Source organism: Psychrobacter sp. bablab_jr014, from assembly GCF_016464015.1.
GTDB lineage: Bacteria > Pseudomonadota > Gammaproteobacteria > Pseudomonadales > Moraxellaceae > Psychrobacter.
On record NZ_JACDXT010000020.1, the window covers coordinates 1 to 20,107 of the forward strand.

The 20,107-nt window shown below is 46.1% G+C and carries 23 protein-coding genes and 2 pseudogenes; 6 read left to right on the top strand and 19 right to left on the bottom strand.

Features of this window, described 5'->3' with window-relative positions:
- From JIE71_RS06090 to JIE71_RS06105, 4 genes and pseudogenes are all read left to right on the top strand, one after another.
- Positions 1–358 (top strand): annotated as a pseudogene (locus JIE71_RS06090) (hypothetical protein); the annotation flags it as partial.
- Positions 358–1,323 carry a hypothetical protein gene (locus JIE71_RS06095; protein ID WP_199507853.1) on the top strand — a complete coding sequence of 322 codons (966 nt, stop codon included), beginning with the start codon at positions 358–360 and terminating at the stop codon, positions 1,321–1,323. The pseudogene JIE71_RS06090 and the gene JIE71_RS06095, both read left to right, overlap by 1 nt.
- 116 nt (positions 1,324–1,439) lie before the next feature.
- Complete coding sequence (locus JIE71_RS06100) at positions 1,440–1,901, top strand: hypothetical protein (RefSeq protein ID WP_199507854.1); 462 nt, start codon at positions 1,440–1,442, stop codon at positions 1,899–1,901.
- 105 nt (positions 1,902–2,006) lie between these two features.
- Entirely contained in the window at positions 2,007–2,390 is a 384-nt protein-coding gene (locus JIE71_RS06105) for a glutaredoxin (protein ID WP_228284562.1), read from the top strand.
- 369 nt (positions 2,391–2,759) lie between these two features.
- Here JIE71_RS06105 and JIE71_RS06110 read toward each other — a convergent pair whose 3' ends face one another.
- Positions 2,760–3,632 carry a universal stress protein gene (locus JIE71_RS06110; protein ID WP_199507855.1) on the bottom strand — a complete coding sequence of 291 codons (873 nt, stop codon included), beginning with the start codon at positions 3,630–3,632 and terminating at the stop codon, positions 2,760–2,762.
- Positions 3,633–3,956: 324 nt separating this feature from the next.
- On the opposite strand from JIE71_RS06110, the gene JIE71_RS06115 reads away from it, so the two are divergent.
- A complete protein-coding gene (locus tag JIE71_RS06115) occupies positions 3,957–5,102 on the top strand; it encodes a glycerate kinase (RefSeq protein WP_199507856.1) in 1,146 nt (381 codons plus the stop codon).
- Between the two features lie 27 nt (positions 5,103–5,129).
- Here the strand turns inward: JIE71_RS06115 and arfB are convergent, their stop codons facing one another.
- The 3 genes from arfB to JIE71_RS12425 form a co-directional block, all read right to left on the bottom strand.
- Positions 5,130–5,543 carry an alternative ribosome rescue aminoacyl-tRNA hydrolase ArfB gene (gene arfB / locus JIE71_RS06120; protein WP_199507857.1) on the bottom strand — a complete coding sequence of 138 codons (414 nt, stop codon included), beginning with the start codon at positions 5,541–5,543 and terminating at the stop codon, positions 5,130–5,132.
- Positions 5,540–5,704: an AraC family transcriptional regulator gene (locus JIE71_RS12420; protein ID WP_323126915.1), complete on the bottom strand. Its 165-nt coding sequence runs from the start codon at positions 5,702–5,704 to the stop codon at positions 5,540–5,542. The genes arfB and JIE71_RS12420 overlap by 4 nt, the downstream gene beginning before the upstream one ends.
- Before the next feature lie 216 nt (positions 5,705–5,920).
- Complete coding sequence (locus JIE71_RS12425; RefSeq protein ID WP_228284563.1) at positions 5,921–6,079, bottom strand: hypothetical protein; 159 nt, start codon at positions 6,077–6,079, stop codon at positions 5,921–5,923.
- 111 nt (positions 6,080–6,190) lie between these two features.
- Between JIE71_RS12425 and JIE71_RS06130 the strand changes: the two genes are divergently transcribed.
- Positions 6,191–6,739, top strand: a complete 549-nt coding sequence (locus JIE71_RS06130) for a cysteine hydrolase family protein (protein WP_199507858.1) — start codon at positions 6,191–6,193, stop codon at positions 6,737–6,739.
- Between the two features lie 132 nt (positions 6,740–6,871).
- Here JIE71_RS06130 and JIE71_RS06135 read toward each other — a convergent pair whose 3' ends face one another.
- The 15 genes and pseudogenes from JIE71_RS06135 to JIE71_RS06205 all read right to left on the bottom strand — a co-directional run bounded on the left by JIE71_RS06135 (position 6,872) and on the right by JIE71_RS06205 (position 20,107).
- Complete coding sequence (locus JIE71_RS06135) at positions 6,872–7,732, bottom strand: universal stress protein (RefSeq protein WP_199507859.1); 861 nt, start codon at positions 7,730–7,732, stop codon at positions 6,872–6,874.
- An 82-nt stretch (positions 7,733–7,814) separates the two neighbouring features.
- On the bottom strand, positions 7,815–8,291 hold the full coding sequence (locus JIE71_RS06140) for a DUF305 domain-containing protein (RefSeq protein ID WP_228284564.1): 477 nt from the start codon (positions 8,289–8,291) through the stop codon (positions 7,815–7,817).
- 169 nt (positions 8,292–8,460) lie between these two features.
- On the bottom strand, positions 8,461–9,057 hold the full coding sequence (locus JIE71_RS06145) for a DUF411 domain-containing protein (protein ID WP_199507860.1): 597 nt from the start codon (positions 9,055–9,057) through the stop codon (positions 8,461–8,463).
- A gap of 160 nt (positions 9,058–9,217) precedes the next feature.
- Positions 9,218–9,337, bottom strand: a pseudogene (locus JIE71_RS06150) (secretion protein); the annotation flags it as partial.
- A gap of 195 nt (positions 9,338–9,532) precedes the next feature.
- Positions 9,533–10,246, bottom strand: coding sequence for a molybdate ABC transporter permease subunit (gene modB, locus JIE71_RS06155; protein WP_199507861.1), 714 nt, complete (start codon positions 10,244–10,246; stop codon positions 9,533–9,535).
- A 21-nt stretch (positions 10,247–10,267) separates the two neighbouring features.
- Positions 10,268–11,131 (bottom strand): molybdate ABC transporter substrate-binding protein, encoded by an 864-nt coding sequence (gene modA / locus JIE71_RS06160; RefSeq protein ID WP_199507862.1) that lies wholly within the window; start codon positions 11,129–11,131, stop codon positions 10,268–10,270.
- Entirely contained in the window at positions 11,124–11,588 is a 465-nt protein-coding gene (locus tag JIE71_RS06165) for a molybdenum cofactor biosynthesis protein MoaE (RefSeq protein WP_228284568.1), read from the bottom strand. Before JIE71_RS06165 ends, modA begins: the two co-directional genes overlap by 8 nt.
- Positions 11,589–11,631: 43 nt before the next feature.
- On the bottom strand, positions 11,632–11,940 hold the full coding sequence (gene moaD, locus JIE71_RS06170; protein ID WP_199507863.1) for a molybdopterin converting factor subunit 1: 309 nt from the start codon (positions 11,938–11,940) through the stop codon (positions 11,632–11,634).
- Positions 11,937–12,539, bottom strand: a complete 603-nt coding sequence (moaC, locus tag JIE71_RS06175; RefSeq protein WP_199507864.1) for a cyclic pyranopterin monophosphate synthase MoaC — start codon at positions 12,537–12,539, stop codon at positions 11,937–11,939. The genes moaD and moaC overlap by 4 nt, the downstream gene beginning before the upstream one ends.
- A 48-nt stretch (positions 12,540–12,587) precedes the next feature.
- Positions 12,588–13,109 (bottom strand): molybdenum cofactor biosynthesis protein B, encoded by a 522-nt coding sequence (moaB, locus tag JIE71_RS06180; RefSeq protein ID WP_199507865.1) that lies wholly within the window; start codon positions 13,107–13,109, stop codon positions 12,588–12,590.
- A 144-nt stretch (positions 13,110–13,253) separates the two neighbouring features.
- Positions 13,254–14,273 carry a GTP 3',8-cyclase MoaA gene (gene moaA / locus JIE71_RS06185; protein WP_206767423.1) on the bottom strand — a complete coding sequence of 340 codons (1,020 nt, stop codon included), beginning with the start codon at positions 14,271–14,273 and terminating at the stop codon, positions 13,254–13,256.
- Between the two features lie 146 nt (positions 14,274–14,419).
- Complete coding sequence (glp, locus tag JIE71_RS06190; protein ID WP_199507866.1) at positions 14,420–15,715, bottom strand: gephyrin-like molybdotransferase Glp; 1,296 nt, start codon at positions 15,713–15,715, stop codon at positions 14,420–14,422.
- 68 nt (positions 15,716–15,783) lie between these two features.
- A complete protein-coding gene (locus tag JIE71_RS06195; RefSeq protein WP_199507867.1) occupies positions 15,784–16,452 on the bottom strand; it encodes a nucleotidyltransferase family protein in 669 nt (222 codons plus the stop codon).
- A 26-nt stretch (positions 16,453–16,478) separates the two neighbouring features.
- Positions 16,479–17,684 carry an XdhC family protein gene (locus JIE71_RS06200; protein ID WP_199507868.1) on the bottom strand — a complete coding sequence of 402 codons (1,206 nt, stop codon included), beginning with the start codon at positions 17,682–17,684 and terminating at the stop codon, positions 16,479–16,481.
- Entirely contained in the window at positions 17,684–20,107 is a 2,424-nt protein-coding gene (locus JIE71_RS06205) for a xanthine dehydrogenase family protein molybdopterin-binding subunit (RefSeq protein WP_199507869.1), read from the bottom strand. Before JIE71_RS06205 ends, JIE71_RS06200 begins: the two co-directional genes overlap by 1 nt.

Here is a 20,107-nt window from a genome sequence, read left to right on the forward strand (position 1 = left end):
AATCACGCTGACAGCAGGCGGTGCTAGCATCGTCTTAGAGGGCGCGAATATTACCATCAGTGCCAATCAGTTTACAGAAAAGGCAGGTAAGCACAGTAAAGCGGGTGGCGGAATGGATGGGCTTGGGTTGGCGGGGTTGCCTAAAAATATGATTGAAACCGATAACAATCTAAGAATTGCATACGATGAGGGTTTTGTTGTTATAGATGAGGATACCCAAATGCCTGTCCCCAACTGTCATTATAGAATAATCAAGCCTGATGAAAGCATCATAACAGGTATGACAGACGAAAAAGGGCGAACACAGGTAGTAGATAGTTATGAAATTGAAGAGTTGATTATAGAGGTATTATTCTAATGACAAATAGAACTGTAGATAACTGGCAGCGTCTAGGTACTTCTAAAACAAGTAAAAAAAGCAATAAGAATAGAAAATCTGTTACAGTTAAAGTACCAAAAACTGAAAATATTATTTTTATAGGGTCAGAAATGCACTATGATAGCTTTTGGTGGAAGATGATGTTTGTAGCAGCAGCGTACCCTTTTATTCGTAGCTCAAAATTCAGAAAATGTAATAAAGCTACTATCGCGTATATGAACAACGGTTACACACATGCAGAAAAACTTGCAATAGAATGGTTGGAAAATAGTATCCATGCTGATTTAGTAGATTTTAAAGCAATTAATAGCAAAGAAGATTTAATAAATACCCTAAAAAATAATAGAAAATCTTTTAAAATTCAGGATGTTGCATTTTTCTGCCATGGATTAAACGGCATAATAACAATGAATTTGGATAGCAAACCAAAAGTTAATTTAGAAGTTTCCGATCTAACATCTATCCCGTCTAGCGCTTTCGTTGCATCTGGAAAACTCTACTCCTACGCTTGCAGGACTGGTATTTCTGATTCTTTCTTATTAAGAGCGAAAGACAATTATAATGACTTGTCGGAAGCAGAACCAGAGAACAGTCTAGCACAAAGAATAGCAGATCATTTCAGTATTGAAGTGCACGCCTATTATAAGCGTACGTCATATGCTGAAATCATAAGGAATAAAAGCGAATCATCATCGATAGTTGCATTACTCAAAGAAAAACGTCAAAATTTTTCTGACTCTGCTATTTTGGACTTATCAAATAATTATCAAGCATTGAAACATGATGGATTAGCAGAAAACGGTATTCCTTTCGTTTCTGGAGCTCGAGGTGAGGGGACAAATGGATATGCGCTTTGGCGCAATAATGGTGGTCAGAATTTACCAACAGCTGCTGGCACTCCCGCAGGACTACCCTCACATATGGCAATATTCCGTAAAAAATAGCAACCTATCAAAGTTCTAGAATAGAGCTAATTATGAAAAACAAGAATATCTTAATATACTCGTTCTCAGTTTTATTAATAATTTCTATAATTATCTTGTATAAAGGTGAAAAAAACATGAAAGTATTTAATCATAGCCAAGAAACTTATGAAAAAATTTTTAATATAGAAAAGTATGAAAAAAATAGCAATTATGAATATAAAGAAAGTATAGATAAAAAAAATAAAGAAACAGTTGAAATAATATTTCACAGCATTAACCCTCCTAAAGATTCTAAAATAAGTCTATATTCTAATTCTTTAAAACATATTATTTATATAGGAGAATACAGAGACAGAATAAATATTACAATACCGAAAAGTGTATATAAAAAAGAGAATGGATTAGACGCAATAGATTTTTTCATATACAACTATAACACTGGGGACATTTACGTACTAGAGCAAGAAAAACCTTATACTTTCTGGAAAGAAGATACCATTGTCAATATAAATTTTTTGCCAAAGCGAGAGTACTATAATGATGAATTTGCTTTGTTTATAGGATATACAGTAACACTGGATCCTATTACACAGTAGCATCCTAATAACTAGACCATATTTTTTATTACAAAAATATATTGATGTATGATTGAAAATATAGTTAAGTCCAAATAAAAAATACCAACCGACTCGGGAGGTCTTATGTCAGCACAAGTCAGAAAACAAGCCACACTGTACCGTATGGTAATGGAAAAACACCTTTGTCCTTTTGGGCTGAAATCTTTAGACTTGTTAAAACGCCACGGCTACGAAGTAGATGACAAACACTTAACCACAAGAGAAGAGACCGACGCTATTAAAGAAAGGTTTGGTGTTGAGACCACACCGCAGACCATCATTGATGGCAAGCGTATCGGCGGCTATGATGATTTGCGCACCTACTTTGACATGCCCAAAGCAAAGCCTGAAAGCGTGACTTACATACCTGTCGTTGCGATTTTTGCGACAACAGCGCTGTTAAGCCTTGCCATGAATTGGGGCGTCAATGGCGTATCGGTATTTAAGGCGGTGTATATCGATCGATAAGCGTGAGCTAAAATGCGCGTGCGTGGGTGGTGGTTCAAACGTGCCTTTGGGCTTTGTGTACTTGACCGAAAATATTATGATGGTAGCGATGGGCTTATTTATGCTCTGGCGTTATGTGTTGGTGTAATTAAGCATTGCTTATAGTTGAATAAAATATAGTCAGCAGTTGTCGCAAATTTTGCGCGAACTCAATTTGCAGTAAAGTACAATGACGCGGGGTCAAAGCCCAACATCTCCACCTAATGGTTAAGCTTTATTTTAAGCGTCTAAAAAGTATTTAACCACAAGATTATGAGTCCTTTTGTCTTGCGTAACAAAGCGAGACCCTCATCGATTTCGCTTTTTTTAGCTTCATATCTATTGAAAACTCTAACGCACCAAAATCACCGAAGCAAAAGTGCTGGCGATAATCTCAGTTGTACTGCTGCCTAAAAAGAATTGCTGCCACTTACTGTGCCCATACGCACCGATGACGAGAATATCAATATTGTTTTGTACTTGGAATGACAATAAGCCATCAACCACCACACCATCAGGCAGATGATGCGTCTGCACACGAAAGCCCGACATTTTGAGCAGTCGCCCTGCTTCTTCCAACCGCTCTTTTGCCGCATCGTTGTGTCGCCCTATCATCACGATGTGCCCCGCTAGGTCACGCAATAACGGGCTGTCTTGGATGACTTTGATAATTTTTTGAGCAGTCTCGCCAGCGTCAAAAGCAATCATGTATGACTGTGGGGTGCTAAAGGTTTCGGAACAAATAAACACAGGAGTATGCACCGCGCGCGCGACCGTTTCAATCTGACTGCCGATGTTAAGTCGGCTGTTGCGATGGTCTTCGCCGCGTCTACCCATGACGATAACGCGATTGGTTTCGCCAAAATGCTCAATGGCTGGTAGTAGCTTGCCATGACGCTGATAGACTAAGACCTCAACATCAGGATAGTTGGTTTTGATGTATTGTTTGGCATCATCAATGAGCGCATTGCTATAGCGGTTAATAACTTTGGCGCGCTGCTCGTCAATCTCGGTCAACTCCTCTAACAAAAACTCACGGCTATTGACCCCGATCGCCCCTGACCAGTCTTGACGTGTGCTGCTGGGCAGTTCACTGGTGTGCAGTAGCGCGACAGGGAGCGACAGCTGATTGGCGTACCATGCCGCATGATCACAGACGGACTCAGTGGTCTGCGAGCCATCAATACAGGCGAGAATATGGGGCTTTTGTGTATTGGCTATCATAGGCGCTCCTTTTGTTAGGTATTGTTATTATGCTGCGCAAGTGACATGAGTTTTTACATGGCTTTTACGCAGATTTTTAAGGTTATTTTTATTAGCACTGCTTTTATATTGTCTACCTTTTATACTATCTTTTTTTTAGCTTGCCAGCATCCATTTATTTTTAGCATAAAAGTGATATCGCAAAAAATCAAGACAAGCCATTGCGAACATACCGACTTATGTTTTATTTCTTAGCATACAACCATTGACTGGACGGTGAAATACGGTACATTGGCAAAGACATCATAAAATTCCACCTTATGCCCTACCGTAACAGAGTCCACCATGAATGTATTAATCGCTCCCGATTCGTTTAAAGAAAGTCTAGAGGCACAAGATGTATGCCGCGCTATCCGTGCAGGCTTTGCGCGCAGCTTCCCCGATGCTCACTATACCTTGCTGCCGATGGCAGATGGCGGTGAAGGAACCGCCGTTGTTTTGTCTTATGCCTTGGGCGGCAGTTGGCAACATTTGACCGTACACGATGCATTGATGCGACCGATTGAAGCAAAGTATTTACTGCTACCCGATGGCACAGCAGTAATTGAAACTGCCGAGGCATGTGGCCTACAACAGCTTGCGACTAATGAGCGCAATCCATTACATACCAGCACTTATGGCGTTGGCGAGCTGATTAAACATGCGCTGAATAAAGGAGCAACACGCTTTATCTTAGGCTTAGGAGGCAGCGCTACCAACGATGCGGGTATGGGCATGCTGACGGCACTTGGCATGCGTTTGTTGGATGCTAAGGGCATGATTCTTGAGCATGGCGGCGGACAGTTGGTAGATTTGCACACGATAGATGCCACGCATTTTGAGCCTTTGGTTGCTAAGGCTGTCTTTGATGTGGCGTGCGATGTGACCAATCCCTTATGTGGCGAATCAGGAGCATCCGCCGTCTTTGCCCCACAAAAAGGCGCAAACGCGCAGCAGGTGCAGACGCTGGATGACAACTTACAGCACTTTGCCACTATGTGCGCGCAGCATGGCTATGCTGATTACCAAAACGCGAAAGGCGCTGGTGCGGCAGGCGGTTTAGGCTTTGCCTTACTGAGCTTTTGCGGTGCACGATTGCAATCAGGCTTTAATATTATTGCAGAAAAGCTTAATTTAGAAACACACATTATCGCTGCTGATTTGGTGATTACAGGTGAAGGTAAATTTGATACCCAAACACCAATGGGCAAGGTCGCAGGCGGTATTAGCCAGTTGGCAAAAGCCTTTGATACGCCTGTACTTGCTATTTGTGGCAGTGTAGATATTAAGATTGCTGTCTTGCCTGAGCCGTTCACTTGCGTCGTGCCCAGCATCCAAACGCTCGCGCCCATTGAGGATATATTGGCGCAAGGCTATGATAATATTGAAAAAACGGCCGCCAGTCTCGCTGCGGCAATAAAGCTTGGACAGCAATTATCAAGCCAAAAGTAATTTTGGTTAAAAAACATACCCTTTTACTTAAATATCTACCTTACCGCGCAACGCTTTGATTTTACCGCGCTGGGTCTTGTCGTCCATGCGGCGACGTCGGGCATTACGACTGGGTTTGGTCGGCCGGCGCGTCTTATTCACTCGTGTTGATGCAAGAATAAAAGCGCGCAGGCGCTCATAAGCGTCCGTCTTGTTTTGTTCTTGCGTGCGGTATTGCTGCGCCTTGATAATCAGTACGCCGTCTTTGGTAATGCGTTTATCTTTACTTGCCAGCAAACGCCCTTTCATCGTATCGCTCAAACTGGAAGCAGGAATATCAAAGCGTAGATGAATGGCGGTCGCAACTTTATTGACATTTTGACCACCTGCCCCTTGCGAGCGTGTCGCGTGTATCTCAATCTCGTGCTCTGCTAAGTGGATATGGTCATTGATAAGCATCATGTTTTATCCGTCATAAATCGGTTGCGATACGCGCTTGGCGTCAGACCGACAAGGCGCTTAAATATTTTACAAAATGCACTGGCGTCACTGTATCCTACCGCCCACGCAATCTGCTCTATCGGTGATACAGAAAACTGTAATAAATCTTTTGCCTCTCCAATCCGTAACTACTGACAGTATTGACTTGAGGTCATGCCCGTTGCCCTGTGAAAGCGCCGCAAAAACGTACGTTCTTCTAGTTGTGCACACTGTGCCAATACCGACAGACGCATATCCTTCGCTTTGGTTTTTTGTAGCCAGTGTTGGACGCGTAATATCGCCACATCACCATGTGTCAAAATTGGAGAAAATGCGCTGTAATAGCACTGTTCGCGTCTTTATGGATCAATGAGTAGCGTACGTGCGGTCGCATTCATAACCTCTGACCCCAAAAAGCGATCTACCATCCGCAGTCCCAAATCTGTCAGACAGAGCACGGCAGCCATTTGTGCGTTTTCATACATCACGACACCGATTTCAATCGCCTTTTTTTGCACGCATATGTCGTTATTAACCCCTTATATGTCGATATGATGCCTCGCTAGCTGGGCATAAACCTTATAGACTATAGCTCTATCGCAATACGTTTATCACCCCAAGGAGCTATTATGAGTACACACGCCCTAATCATCGTAGACATTCAAAATGAATATTTTCCCGACGGAAAGCTGCCGTTAGTACATATCCACGAAGCGGCAGACAATGCAGCGTCCGTTTTGAAGGCAGCACGCCAAAAAGATCATACCATCATTCATATCCGTCATGAGGGTGCGTCAAAAGATGCCGAGCGGTTTACCCCTAACAGCAAAGGGGCGCAGATTAATCCTATCGTACAACCAAAAGACAGTGAAACGGTATTGACCAAGCATTACCCCAACGCCTTTCGCGATACACCGCTTAAGCAAATCTTGGATGATAAGGGTATTGACAGCATTACTGTTATCGGTGCGATGAGTCACATGTGTATTGATGCGACTGTGCGTGCAGGTTTTGATTATGGTTATACGGTGACGGTGGTTCATGATGCTTGCACTACAATGGACTTAACCTTTAACGGTATAGACGTCCCTGCTGTACAAGTACACGCCGCCATCATGGCAGCGTTTGATTTTATGGCTATTGATTTGGTGACGACAAAAGATTGGCTGGCGCGTTAATAAGTATTAAAGATGCTACATTGTTTAAACGGCAATACATTGCCCATACAGACCCATGTGTCATAAAATATCATAAATAAAAGACTAGCAGCTAACTTAGCTACTGGTCGTTAGCGAAATATAACCTAATGTTTAATGTACGAGCATAATAGGCGATGACGTATTGGCAATGATTTCCTTTGTGGTACTGCCAAGCAGCCACTGTTGCAGTTTAGGTCGACCATAGGCCCCGACTACAATGATATCAATGTTATTTTTGGTCTGAAAATCAAGCAAACCATCAACCACAGGCACTTCTGGTACATTATGCGCCTCAATCTGAAAACCTGCTGTACGTAGCTTGTCGGTCGCAGCGGCCAATCGAGCGTTGGCTGAGCTGCCTGGGTCACCAACCATGACAATATGCCCCTGCATATTTTTGAGTAGCGGACTACGGGCAAGAACATCGGTAACTTTAAGTGCTGTATCACTCGCATCAAACGCAATCAAATAAGAACTCGGCTCAATAAAAGGCTCAGAGCAAATCAAAACAGGTACATTGGCTTTGCGGGCGACGTTTTCGATCTGATTGCCGACGATTATCTCCTTGTCTTTACTGTCTTCACTATGACGCCCCATGACAATAGCACGAGTGCGGCCACTAAAATATTCAATCGCTGGCAGCAGTTTTCCTTTGTGCTGATGAATATATACTTCGGCATCCGTATATTGCTCTAGATGATGTTTGGCATTTATGGTTAATGCGTCACTCTGACGGTTTGCTTTATTGCTTTTTTGCTCGTCTTTTTCTGTCAGGGCTTTTAACAAGCCATTGTCACTATCAATACCGAGCGCTTCTGACAGCTCTTTGATTTTGGAGGCAGGCACGTCATCAACATGAAGCAAGCCTACAGGCAAAGCCAATTTTTTGGCGTACCAAGCGGCATAATCGCATACCGCATCTGTTGCGTTTGAACCATTAATACAGGCTAAGATGTGTTGTTCTGTTGTCATGACTTCTCCTTGTTATTCGCTCGTAGATATTCACGTTTAAAACCGTTCACTCGTCAAATAAAAGCAGGCGCTAAGCAATCAATTACTTATCCAACTCTTTAATCAACTGCTGCATTTCACCAATTTCACGCTCTTGAGCGGTAATGATGTCATCGGCAAGTTTACGCACACGCGGATCTTCAATGTCAGCACGTGAACTGGTCAAAATAGCAATGGAATGATGCGGTATCATCGCCTTCATCCAGTCCACTTGATCTACCGTCGCCTGCGAGCGGACGCCCCAAATACCAACGGCAAACAATACGACGCTGATACCATAAACAGCAAGGTTAAGCTTGGTTTTTTTATACATGTTGCCCATAAAGGCGAGCATAATGACCGCCATAGCAGCGCCCATATACAATGCCATATAGGCGCGAGTCTCGCTAAAATAAACATGATCCCAAGCGTAGGTATTAAAATACATCATGATATACATGACGATGGTTGAAGTGACAATCATCAAGGTAAACTTGACGTAAGGGTTCATAGGATGTGTGGATGTGCTGTCCTGTGCCATCATCTACTCCTTATTTATTATTATCAGGCTATGACAATCAGATGTCGTCTACAGCCTTATGCTAATACAAATGAAGCGTGGTAAAGGTTAAGAACAGCAAAAACGCTACATAGCCGCTACCGATAACAACATAATGCGGTATGCGTATGGTACAGATATGCGCAGCTGGCTATATCTGCTGACTGGCACTATCAACGTGGACATAGACCTGCGTTGTACCGTCTTTATTGATTTGTAGGACATCATAGGGATCAAATTTGTTTTCAAACTCCATGCCAGGACTACCCAATGGCATGCCAGCAACGGCCAAGCCCTTTGCTTCGCTCGGTGGGTTTTTTAAAAACTGTGCCACGTATTTGGCAGGGACATGCCCTTCAAACACATAACCACCGCTCGTCACAGCAGTATGACACGAGCGCGCCTCTACAGGGACGCCATACTTGTCCTTGGTTAGCGCCATGTTGGCTGGATGCTGTACCGTGGTTTTCATACCATGCTCGCCAGCATACGCCACCCACTGCTCGCAGCAGCCACAGTTGGCATCTTTATACACAATCGCGCTTAAGCCCGCGAGATCTTGTGGTGCCTGATTGGTATCTGCGGACATAATAATATCGTCATCAGGTGCGGGCGTGACGGTCGTTTCGGTCACGTTTTCGCTATTGGCCATATTTTGAATGGTTTTGGGTGTTTCATTTTGATTACACGCACTTAATAAGGTGGCGGTAGGCAATAATAAGGCTATGAGAGTCATACGTGGTTGCATGAGACATTCCTTTGGGTAACAGTCTGCATAATTTTTGGCGTCATCATTCAGAAATAAATAAGAAAAAACGAGCAAAAATAAGCAGATAAAATAAAAAGGATTATCGTATAGCATACCATAATCCTCTTTATTAATGTGGTTTTACTATGAATACGATTACTTAACGCTCTCCCAGCCCTTCAGATAATGTCTTGGTGATTGGCTTGGTCAGATACGATAGTACCGTACGCTCCATGGCTTTGATGTCCACCGAGGCTGTCATTCCTGGACGGATAACAATACTGCTGTCAAAGCGCGTAATCAACAGCAAATCAATCAGGTCAGTAATAAACTTACAGACACAGCCCCCACAATGGTAGACGCAGCGCAAGGCATTTCTACGCTATGAAGCATAGAAAGTAAGGAAAAAAGATAGCGATAATAAGAAGAGAGAAAATAACGCGTATACAGTAACTGTAGGCGTTGTTAGTTACTACTATAAAGGTTTGGGCAAATAACGACTTACCGCCGCAATTAGCGTTAGTAACAGCAGCGCAAGCACAATCAAGAGCCCAGACAATATATGAGCATTGGTATAGCTTAATGCCTCGACTTGCTCATAAATGGCAATAGACACTACTTTTGTCTCACCAGAAATACTACCACCAATCATGAGCACCACACCAAACTCACCAATCGTGTGCGCAAAGCTCACCAATGCGCCTAACAATATACCGACCCTTGCTTGCGGCAATATCGCCAGCAAAAATCGCCGATAAGGACGCGGCTCTAATAAGCTTGCGGCCTCAAAAACACTGCGTGGCACACGCGCAAACTGCGCATAGACTGGCTGCACAAAAAAAGGTAGGGAGTACACGATAGAGCCGATAACCAGTCCTGTAAAACTAAAAGCCAAGCTTGGGATGCCATGCGCCGTTAGCCAATGACCAAGACCAAAGTTTGGACTCATCAAAAGCAGCAGATAAAACCCCAGTACCGTGGGCGGCAAGATAAGGGGTAACGCAATGATGCCCATTAGCAGCAGCTTGATACGGCGTATCCCTTGATGACGGCTACCACGTGCCAGCCAATAGGCAAGTGGTGTACCCAGTAACAGCAAGCAACCTGTCGTAACCGCTGCCAATTTAAGGCTGACCCATAGTGGCAGTAGCGCCGCTGACCAGTGTTGTGCCAGTATGGACGTCTCCATCAGCCAACCCTTTGCTTACCATTACGGCGCATGTATGTATCCTGAGCGTTCAAGCACGCGCTGCGCCTCGGCCGACTGTAAATAGCGCGCAAACCCTTGCGCCGCAGGGTCATCAGACAGCACGATACCGTCTTGTAAAATAGCAGGATAGGCACTGCTGGGCAAAACCGTATATTGCGACTTTGGTGTATCGGTTGCGATTAGCTGCGACAGCGCGACAAAACCATAGTCCACGCTACCGCTGTGTACATATTGGAATGTTTGACCGATGTTCTCTGCCTGTATCGTGCGTACATTACTTGGTAGTGGTGCAGATAGAGCCGCTTGCAAGTATTGCTCAGCAGCCGCGCCATAAGGTGCAAGCGTGCTGTTTGCTAAGGTCAGTTTCAGTGGCAGACTGGTGCTGCGTATCTTGGATAAGGTTTGCGCATCGGGCGCACCTAAAGGCTGCGTCACACTGTAGATCGCCAGCTGACCACGAGCATAACTAAATGGTATCTTGCCATGATGGGTAGCTGCCAGCTTTTGCGGAAAATCTTGATTGGCAGATAAGAAGATATCATAAGGCGCGCCAGCCCCAATTTGTGCGTATAACTTACCCGATGAAGCGTATGTCACTTCAATATCAGTACCCAAAGTATCCGCCGTCACCTGTGCTTGGTGATACTCATCAATAATTTTGGGCAATACGTCTGCTAAATTGGCAGCGGCAGCAATACGAATGTGCGCCATGTCTGTACTGTCATCTTTTTTTTCTGTATTAGACGCCTGTGAGCTACAGCCTATAAGTGTACTGGCACTTGCCAGCAGCACTGTCCCTAGTAACAGGCGCGTCTTATATGTGCGTTTATTGATAATTGTGCTATTTGTATTTGTCTTAGCCATTATTACTCAGCCACTCACTATGGTTATCGGTATAGTATTCTTGTTTCCACACAGGAATGTCCGCTTTGATGGTATCAAGTATCCAGCGACACGCATCAAAAGCAGGATAGCGATGAGCAGACACGACCCCAATCCATACCGCCATATCACCGATAGCCAAGGCACCAATACGATGTACCGCAATGGCGTCAACAATATCAAAGCGCTGCTTGGCACGAGCGATGATGTCGCGTCCCTGATTGAGCGCCAGCGCTTCGTAACCATAGTAGGTTAAACGCTCCACTGACGTATCATTATTATGATTGCGCACCCAGCCCTCAAAGCTGGCAAATGCTCCGCACTGCGCGTCATTGAGTCTGTTTTTGAGACGCATCTCATCGATGGGCGTGTCTAATAAAGCAAAGCCAGCTTCATAGGCCGTTTGGTAGGCGCTCTCGGTATTCCCTGCGATACGCATCGCGTGCGCATGTACTGTATCATTGTCCGAATGCTGTACCACACTAACCTCCCGCCACAGGGGGAATAAAAGCGACCCAGTCGCCATCATGAATCACTGTTGACCATGATGCAAAGTCATCATTCACGGCGACACGTAGTTTATGATGCGATTCAGTGAGCTGATATTTGTCTTGAATAAGGGCATATAACGCTGTCGCGGTACTGTCAGGCGCTATAGAGACGACTTCTTCATGTTGACCAACAGCTTCAGCCAGTGAGGCAAAATACAGAATATGAACCTGCACACTGTCTGTCGCCTTCGTTTGCTTTGCAATATTATCGTTATCGAGCGTTTGTGCGGTTATGGTCATAAGGTCTCCTGCGTACTCGCTGGCTTGATGTCATCTACAGTTGCCGCATAATCAGATTTACCGCCTGTTTTATTTATGAGCTGCACCGCATCAATCACAATATCGTGCGACAGCGCTTTGGTCATATCATAAATGGTCAAACATGCCACGCTGACAGCGGTCAAGGCTTCCATCTCGACCCCTGTTTTGTGCGTCACTTTCACCTCTGATTGCACGTGTAGCGCGCACTTATCATCGTTAAAATCAATCTGCAAATGCACTTTATCAAGCGGCAACGCATGACAAAGTGGTATCAAATCATGCGTGCGCTTGGCCGCCATAATACCTGCAATGTGCGCTGTTTGTGCGATGCTGCCTTTTTTGGTCATGCCATCAGCAGCTTTAATCGCTGCATACACATCAGGCGTAAAACGCACTCGACCCATCGCCCGCGCTACCCGTACGCTGGGCGTCTTAGCACTGACGTCAACCATCTGAATATCACCTGACGCATCGAGATGCGATAGGGTTTTATTATTAGCAGAGGTATCACTTTTGGCTGGCTTAGGGTCGTCATACTTCTTATTATTAGATGACTGATTTTGGTAATTATTATTCATGTTGTGGCACATTGTGGTTGGTTTTAAAATGAGTCGGCACTGAGGCCATTAATGGCTTGGGTTGGTACGCAAAAAGTGCGCGACAAAGTTACATGGACGCGTACGGTTATCGAGCTGAGCTTTTAAAATACCTTCCCAACCTGTGCGGCACGCCCCTGTTGAGCCTGGCAGACAAAAGATACCTGTACCGTTTGCCATACCGCCGATAGCGCGAGACTGCATGGTTGACATACCGATATCTTCTAGTGACAATAGGCGAAACATCTCACCAAAGCCGTCGATGGTTTTGTCAAACAAGACACTGGCCGCCTCAGGCATACTGTCGCGCTCATAAAATCCTGTACCGCCCGTGGTGAGAATGGCGTGAATATTTTCATCAGCAATCCAGCGGCTTAAAATCGCTCGCGTCTGATAGATGTCATCGGTGCTCAGCGCGCGTGCCGCCAGATGATGCCCTGCTTCGATGATTTGGTCCGCCAGATACTGTCCTGATTTGTCTTGCTCTAATGTGCGACTGTCAGATACGGTCAACACCGCAATTTGTAAGGGAACAAACCCAACTTGATTCATAGCCTATCCTTGATAAGTAAGCATACAGTCCGCGTAAGATAAAAACGATAGCATAAGGCTTTTGAGGTTTTTATATTATTATTGGTTAGCCGTATGAGGGGTGATAAAAAAGGTCGTTAAAATAACGATAAATAAAAAATATAGCTAGCCGCCGATTACAGACAAGTTGTCCATCATACCGCTATTGTGCTCATGCAAATGGTGATGCTCAGGCTTTATCGGCATCAGGCCTTGTAGCTTTGCAATCAGACCCGTCACATCGCCCTTACGCAGATAGTCACGGATATCAAAATTGCCTTTATCAAACAAGCACAGATGAACTTTACCATGGCAATTAACACGCAGACGATTACAATTGTCGCAAAAGTGTGCTGCATACGGTGCAATCACGCCAATACGCCCCGCATAATCAGGATGCGTATATTCCACTGCGGGGCCTGCGGCAATACTGCGCGGCATAGCTTGCCAGCCAAGCTGCTCTAGATAATTGATAACATCTTTAGACTGTGCGTGCTGCGCAAAAAACAAGTCACTGTTGTCGCTCGTTTGCATAAACTCAATAAAACGATAGCTTACAGGTCGCGTCTTTACATAATCAAGCGCATCGGTGACATTCTGCGCTACGGTGTCACTCATCAAGACGCTATTAATTTTTAGCTTAATATCCGTGGTTTCCAGCAACGTGTCCATATCACGCAGCAGCGCAGGTAGAGTATTCATACCTGTGATTTGCGCAAATGTCTGCGCATCAAAGCTGTCCATGCTGATATTGAGCTGGTTTAATCCTGCCGCTTGCCAGCCTTGAAGGTGTTTGCCAAGCTTATAGCCATTACTGGTCATTGCCACAGTTTCAACACCCTCTGTCGCAGCGATTAACTCAATAATGTCGCGCACATCACTACGAATAGACGGCTCTCCCCCAGTGATACGCACCTTTTTTGTGCCCAAACGTGCAAAGGCTTGTACCAACACATCAATCTCTGCCACGCTCAGTTCATCGTTAGAGCGCTTGCCCTGATAGCCACTCGGCAAGCAGTAATCACAACGAAAATTACAAAAATCAGTAATTGACAAGCGCAAATACGTCAGCTCACGCGCAAAGCCATCGACCAGCGCGGTCGGCTCAGATGGGGTTAAGGTGGGTATATAGACAGATGCTGGCAAAGGGCTTCCTTGGTATATTATGCGTTTTATTATTATGATACATGCTTATAGGCAGTACAGTTTTAGCATGCATCGCACTTATCATCATCGCATGTATTGATACAATAAGTGTTGTGCTTTATTAACTGTTTTGCACAAGACAGGACTTAGGGTACTACAGGAATAAATGCCCAAGGAAACGGCTGTACCCAAACAGACGTACCTGCAGGTACATCCCCGCTATCTTTGTCTAATATAGCAAAACAGTTGGCTTGGCTAAGCTGTTTGATACGGTGCGACTGCTGCCCTGCAAAACAAGTGACATCAAAACTGCCATCAACCTGCTGCACCAACTGCGCGCGCTGAAAATCGGTGCGACCTTTTGCTTTTTTGGTGTCACAAGTCAAGCGTGCACGCAGTGTCAAAGGGGTAAGCAATGCTGGTGTATGGATGCCTGATAAACGCCATAGCGCAGGAATCACAAACTGCATCGCGCCGACTACCGCTGACAAGGGGTTGCCAGGTAAACCAAAATACAGCACAGGCGTATTATCGGCTTTATACAGCTCGCCAAATACAAAAGGCTTGCCAGGTTTCATGGCGACTTTGTAGTGATTGATATGACCCAGCGCATCAATCACGCGGGTTAAATAATCATAATCACCCACCGACACGCCTGCCGTTGAGATAAGCACGTCGCAATCTGTCGTGGCCTGCTGCACGGTTTCCTTGGTCTTGTCCCAATCATCAGGAATAATACCGTAATCTTGCACTTTTATTGGCAACCCTGCCAACAGCTGTTTTAGGGTCGGTGTGTTGGCGTCATAAATCTGCGCGCTATGCGTGAGCGGCTGCCCCACGCTAACCAGCTCGTCCCCTGTCGCGAGGATACCCACAGTCAATGGACGATAGACGCTAATCTCGGCAACGCCCAAACTTGCCAGCAAGCTAATATCCGTTGGGGTGATACGCTGCCCTTTTAGCAGCACCGCTTCGTCTTCTGCAATCTCTTCACCTGCATAACGAATGTATTTGCCCGCAGGCGCGCTCGCCGTCAAAGAAATCGTGTCATGGTGATTGCTATTATCGGCAGCATTGGCAGAAAATCTTTCGGCCTCTTCTTGGATAACGATAGTATCACAGCCCTCAGGTACGACCGCACCTGTAAAGATACGCACGCCTTGATTCGTTTGGATAAGCCCTCGATAAGGGCTGCCCGCCTTAGATTCACCGACAATCTCAAGCGTTGCCCCTGACTCGGTATTGCTGCCTGTCGCGATGGCATAACCATCCATTGCCGAGACATTTTGGCGAGGTATCTCAAAAGGTGCGCGTACGTCCATTGCCAAAATATGATTGAGGCTATCGTCAAGTGTCAGGGTTTGCGTATTTAGCGTGACTTCGGTGTGATATTGCGCAATACGTTCGGTAATGGCCGCTTGCATCTGTTCAATGGTAATCATAAGGGCGGTGCTCCAAATAGGCTTATTATTCTTATTTTGTGATTTCTTTGGTTTTGCTGATGTTATATTTACGCGTCAAGCCAGCCACAAGCTTTTGCATGTGCCAGCTGCGCAGGAGTATCAATATCTGTACTTAGTTTGGGATTATCGACAATATGTGGGGTGATATCTGTATGACGAATCAAGGCGCGCAGTCCTTTGTCCCCTGACAGCTTTGCATACCATGCCAACAGCTGCGCCTGCTCGACCACCACGGGCAATCCTAATATCTGCTTATCCTCACTACTGGTATCGCTTGCAGGGTATTGGCTGACCGCAATCGGCTGCACTGCTGCCAAAAGGTCAGTCACATGCGCGCTGTCTAAATGAATCTGGTCTACACCCATAATCAATACACGCCCGCACTCAGGTGCATGGATACGCAGCGCCTCAATACCCAACTGTAAGCTGTGCGCCATACCTAGGCCGCTTTGGTCGTTTTGCACAACAATAAGCTGATTAGCAGGTACCTTTATACTTTGCACCGCAGTAGTGACGGCTGGCAAGTAACTGGGTACCACGGCGATGATTTTTTCAGCGCCACTTTTTAGCGCTATATGCAGCATGTGCGTTATCAAAGGCAGACGCGCGCGAAGTAATAATTGCTTTGGCGTACCTAAGCGCTGGCTCAGGCCTGCTGCCAAGAGTATCACCGCATGCGCGTTTGTCTGTGTCGTTTTGTTATGGTGCTGAATCATTGTAGCTGAGTCGTCATACTTGGGTGTCAGTCAGTGGCTTCAATTCGGCGAACAGGTTGCGGGTTTACGGACGTATGACTAGTTATCTTATGCAGCACTTCTTGCATCTGCGCCATAATACCAAGCGCCAATGCCGCTGCGCCATCACCGCCCAATTTATAGCCAATAGGATAGTGCAGCTTATCAAGCCCTGCAAATGATGCCTCAGGGTCTTGTTCGCGTATTTCCATCAAGAGCCGCTCGGTACGATAGCTCGGCCCAAGCTGTCCAAGATAATGATAATGGTCAGGATAAGGCAGTAGTGTTTTTAAGCGCGCTCGGTCTTGGCTAAGACTGTGCGACATCAAGGCAACGGCAGCGTTACGGCTCAGCGTTAACAAGGTCTCTTCATCATCAAGCGCTACGCATTGCACTTCATCCGCCGCCATGAAGCGAGCGCGCGTGGCATAGTGGGCGCGGCTATCAATAACCGTCACATGCCAATCTTGCATCTTCGCCAATGTCACCAGTGGCGGGACGTCTGTCCCCGCACCGCAAATCAGCAAACGTAACTGCGGACACAAGCGCTGTACCAACCATGCTTGCCCATTTTCTAAAGAGACGTAATCGCTACTGCTGGTCACTGCAGCAGTTTGCTGCAACTGCTGTGCTGCTTTAATAAGTGCCGTTTGCGTCTCGCTACCTACCTTTGCATCAAAACTCTCTGTATCAAAATCACTGCCGTCGTCACACTGTACGTTAGAGCTATCATTGTTCAGCCAAAGTCGTGTGCCGATGGGTGTGACCTGCTGGTCTTTGGTTGTTGATTGAATCAATGTGGCAACCAAACGTGGTATTTGGTTACGACGCACCTCCCGCAATTCTTTCAAAAAGGTAGCGGCCTTGGGCAAGTGCTCAAATAAAACGTGAACGCGACCGTTACACCCTAAGCCGAAGTTTAGGGCGTCGTCATAACCATCATAGCCATCATCTTCGTGTTCGTTGTCGCCTGTTTGATAAATTTGCACAGTACTGCCTGTACGTGTGAGCCAAAAAGCGCGCTTGATGATATGCGGCTCAAGACAACCCCCACTAACCATACCGACCGAACGCCCATCCGCACAGATGAGCATCATTGCCCCTGCACGTCTGTAGGCTGAACCTTCAGTATGAACGACAGTTGCCAGTACCGCATCTGTGCCATCTTGCTCAGCCGACTGGGCAAGGCTTAATAGCTCGCTTAGCTCCGACATTAAGCGCTCGCAGGCGCATCAGGCAGATGCTCAATGAGTTTGTCTAAAGTAATTGGGAAGTCATACACACGGATACCAACCGCGTTGTACACTGCGTTAGCAATCGCGGCAGCTGCTCCCGAGATAGCGGTTTCGCCAATACCTTTGATATGCATCGGGTTGGTATACGGGTCATCTTCATCGACCAAGATAACGTCCAGCTGCGGCACATCCGCATTGACAGGTACGTGATACTCTGCAAGGTCATGGTTGCATAAACGGCCATCACGCTTATCAAAAATCAATTGCTCCATCAGCGCTGAGCCAATACCAAATACCATGCCACCATAACACTGGGACGTGGCTGTCTTTTGGTTCAAAATACGGCCTGCAGCAAATGCCCCTGTCATACGGCGTACCCGTATTTCGCCTGTGACGCGGTGTACAGCAACTTCGGCAAAGTTTGCGCCGTATGAGGCTTGACGGTAATTGTCGCCATTTTTACCTGGCTTTATCTGCCCCTTAGCAATCAGTTGCGGCTCATCATAGTGACTTAAAATATCGGCAAGCGCATAGCTGTTGTCATTGTCAAAATTATATTGTACGCCGGCGTCTTCTGTCCCTTTCCCCATACGCTGTGCAATTCGGCCTTTGATATGCTTAGCCGCTTTAGCGCCCGCTTCTTTTAGCGCTTCTTGGCTGCTGCTTGGGGTATGTACGCCCGCTTCTTGTACGCGCCCATCTTGTAGCTGCATGGTATCACTGTATAAACCAACGGTACTTGCCAACTGCTCGCGCAAATTTTCGCACGCCAAACAAATACCGCTGCCCGCACTTGCGGCACCAAAACTGCCACCACTGCCTGATGCTGGCGGCAAATCACTGTCTCCCAGTACCATTTCGATATGATCAAGCGGTAAACCAAGCATGTCGGCCGCAACTTGAGAAAACACGGTATACGAGCCTGTACCGATATCTGTCATATCCGTTTCCACCACCGCTTTTACACCATACTTAGTAGAGGCGTCACGCTTAAGTGTCACACGCGCCTCTGACGGCTGTAACCTATTCCCCCGTGCAGCGGCCGCCATACCCATACCGATCCACCAGTCTCCTTCTAAACGGCTGGCAGGTTTTTGGGGACGCTCTGACCAGCCAAATTGCTCAGCTGCGGTATCCATACACTCAACCAATTTGCGCGTTGAAAAAGGAATGTTTTGGCTTGGGTCAACGTCTGGTTCGTTTTGTCGGCGCAGCTCAACAGGATCAACGCCCGCCTTCTCTGCCAATTCGTCCATCGCACACTCAAGCGCAATCTGTCCGACCGCTTCCCCTGGCGCACGCATAGAGCCTGATAGGGTTTGGTTGGTATCGACCATTTGATATTTTACGCGACGATTGTCACCGCGATACAGATAATGCGTCGATAATGCAGACGGCTCAAAAAAGCTCTCACCAGGCAAGTTGCTAGAGATGTTTTCATGAATAATAGTGTCAATAATACCCGCTTGGTTTGCGCCAAGCGCCACACGTTGACGGGTATTTGAACGACGTACGGTCGCTGACATGACTTGTGGTCGCGTCATCACAATACGTACAGGACGCTCAATCTCTTTTGCTGCAATCGCGGCAGCAATAGATTCAGGCGCGATACCAAGCTTACTGCCAAAGCCGCCACCCACATAGCGAGCAATCAGTTGGACATTTTTTTCATCCATATCTAAGGCATCAGCCACTTGTTTTTTGCATGAGGCCAGCATTTGATTGGAGGTATATAAGGTTAAATGCTCACCATCCCACTCGGCGATGGTCGCATGCGGCTCCATTGCCGCCCCATTTTGGCTGGGCGTATGATAAATGCGGTCAATCGTAATGGCCGCGTCTTTTAGCGTTTTATCAGGGTCGCCTTGCTCATTGTTTTTATCTGAGCCTTGTTTTTCATTGACATCATGCGCGTCATCAAGTGCTTTTTCAAAATCAAGCACCGCATTATCACTGTCGTCTTTATATTCGATGATCAGCGCCTCTGCCCCTGCTCGCGCTGCTTCAAAACTCTCAGCAATGACCGCAGCAATCGGTTGCCCATGATAATAAATGTCTTTAGCGCCTTGAGTTGGCGCTTTTTCTTCGGTGCCTTGTTGTGAATTGCGTAAAAAACGCTCGGCATCCGTCACAACGGTAATAATGCCGTCCATTTTGTCCAAGACGCTGCTGTCAATATTGGTCACTGAGCCTTTGGCAATCTTAGCCCCGACCAAAACGCCATAAGCAATATTGTCCAGTTGCACTTCGGCACTATACGTAGCTTGACCGCTAACTTTTAATGCGCCTTCTACGCGGCTTACATCGCTACCAACGAGTTTGCTTTTGGTTTTGGCAAGTAGAGAATCGACAGCCGTATCCATGGTCATTTTTTTACTGGGTTCTGACTGAAATAGCGCCAT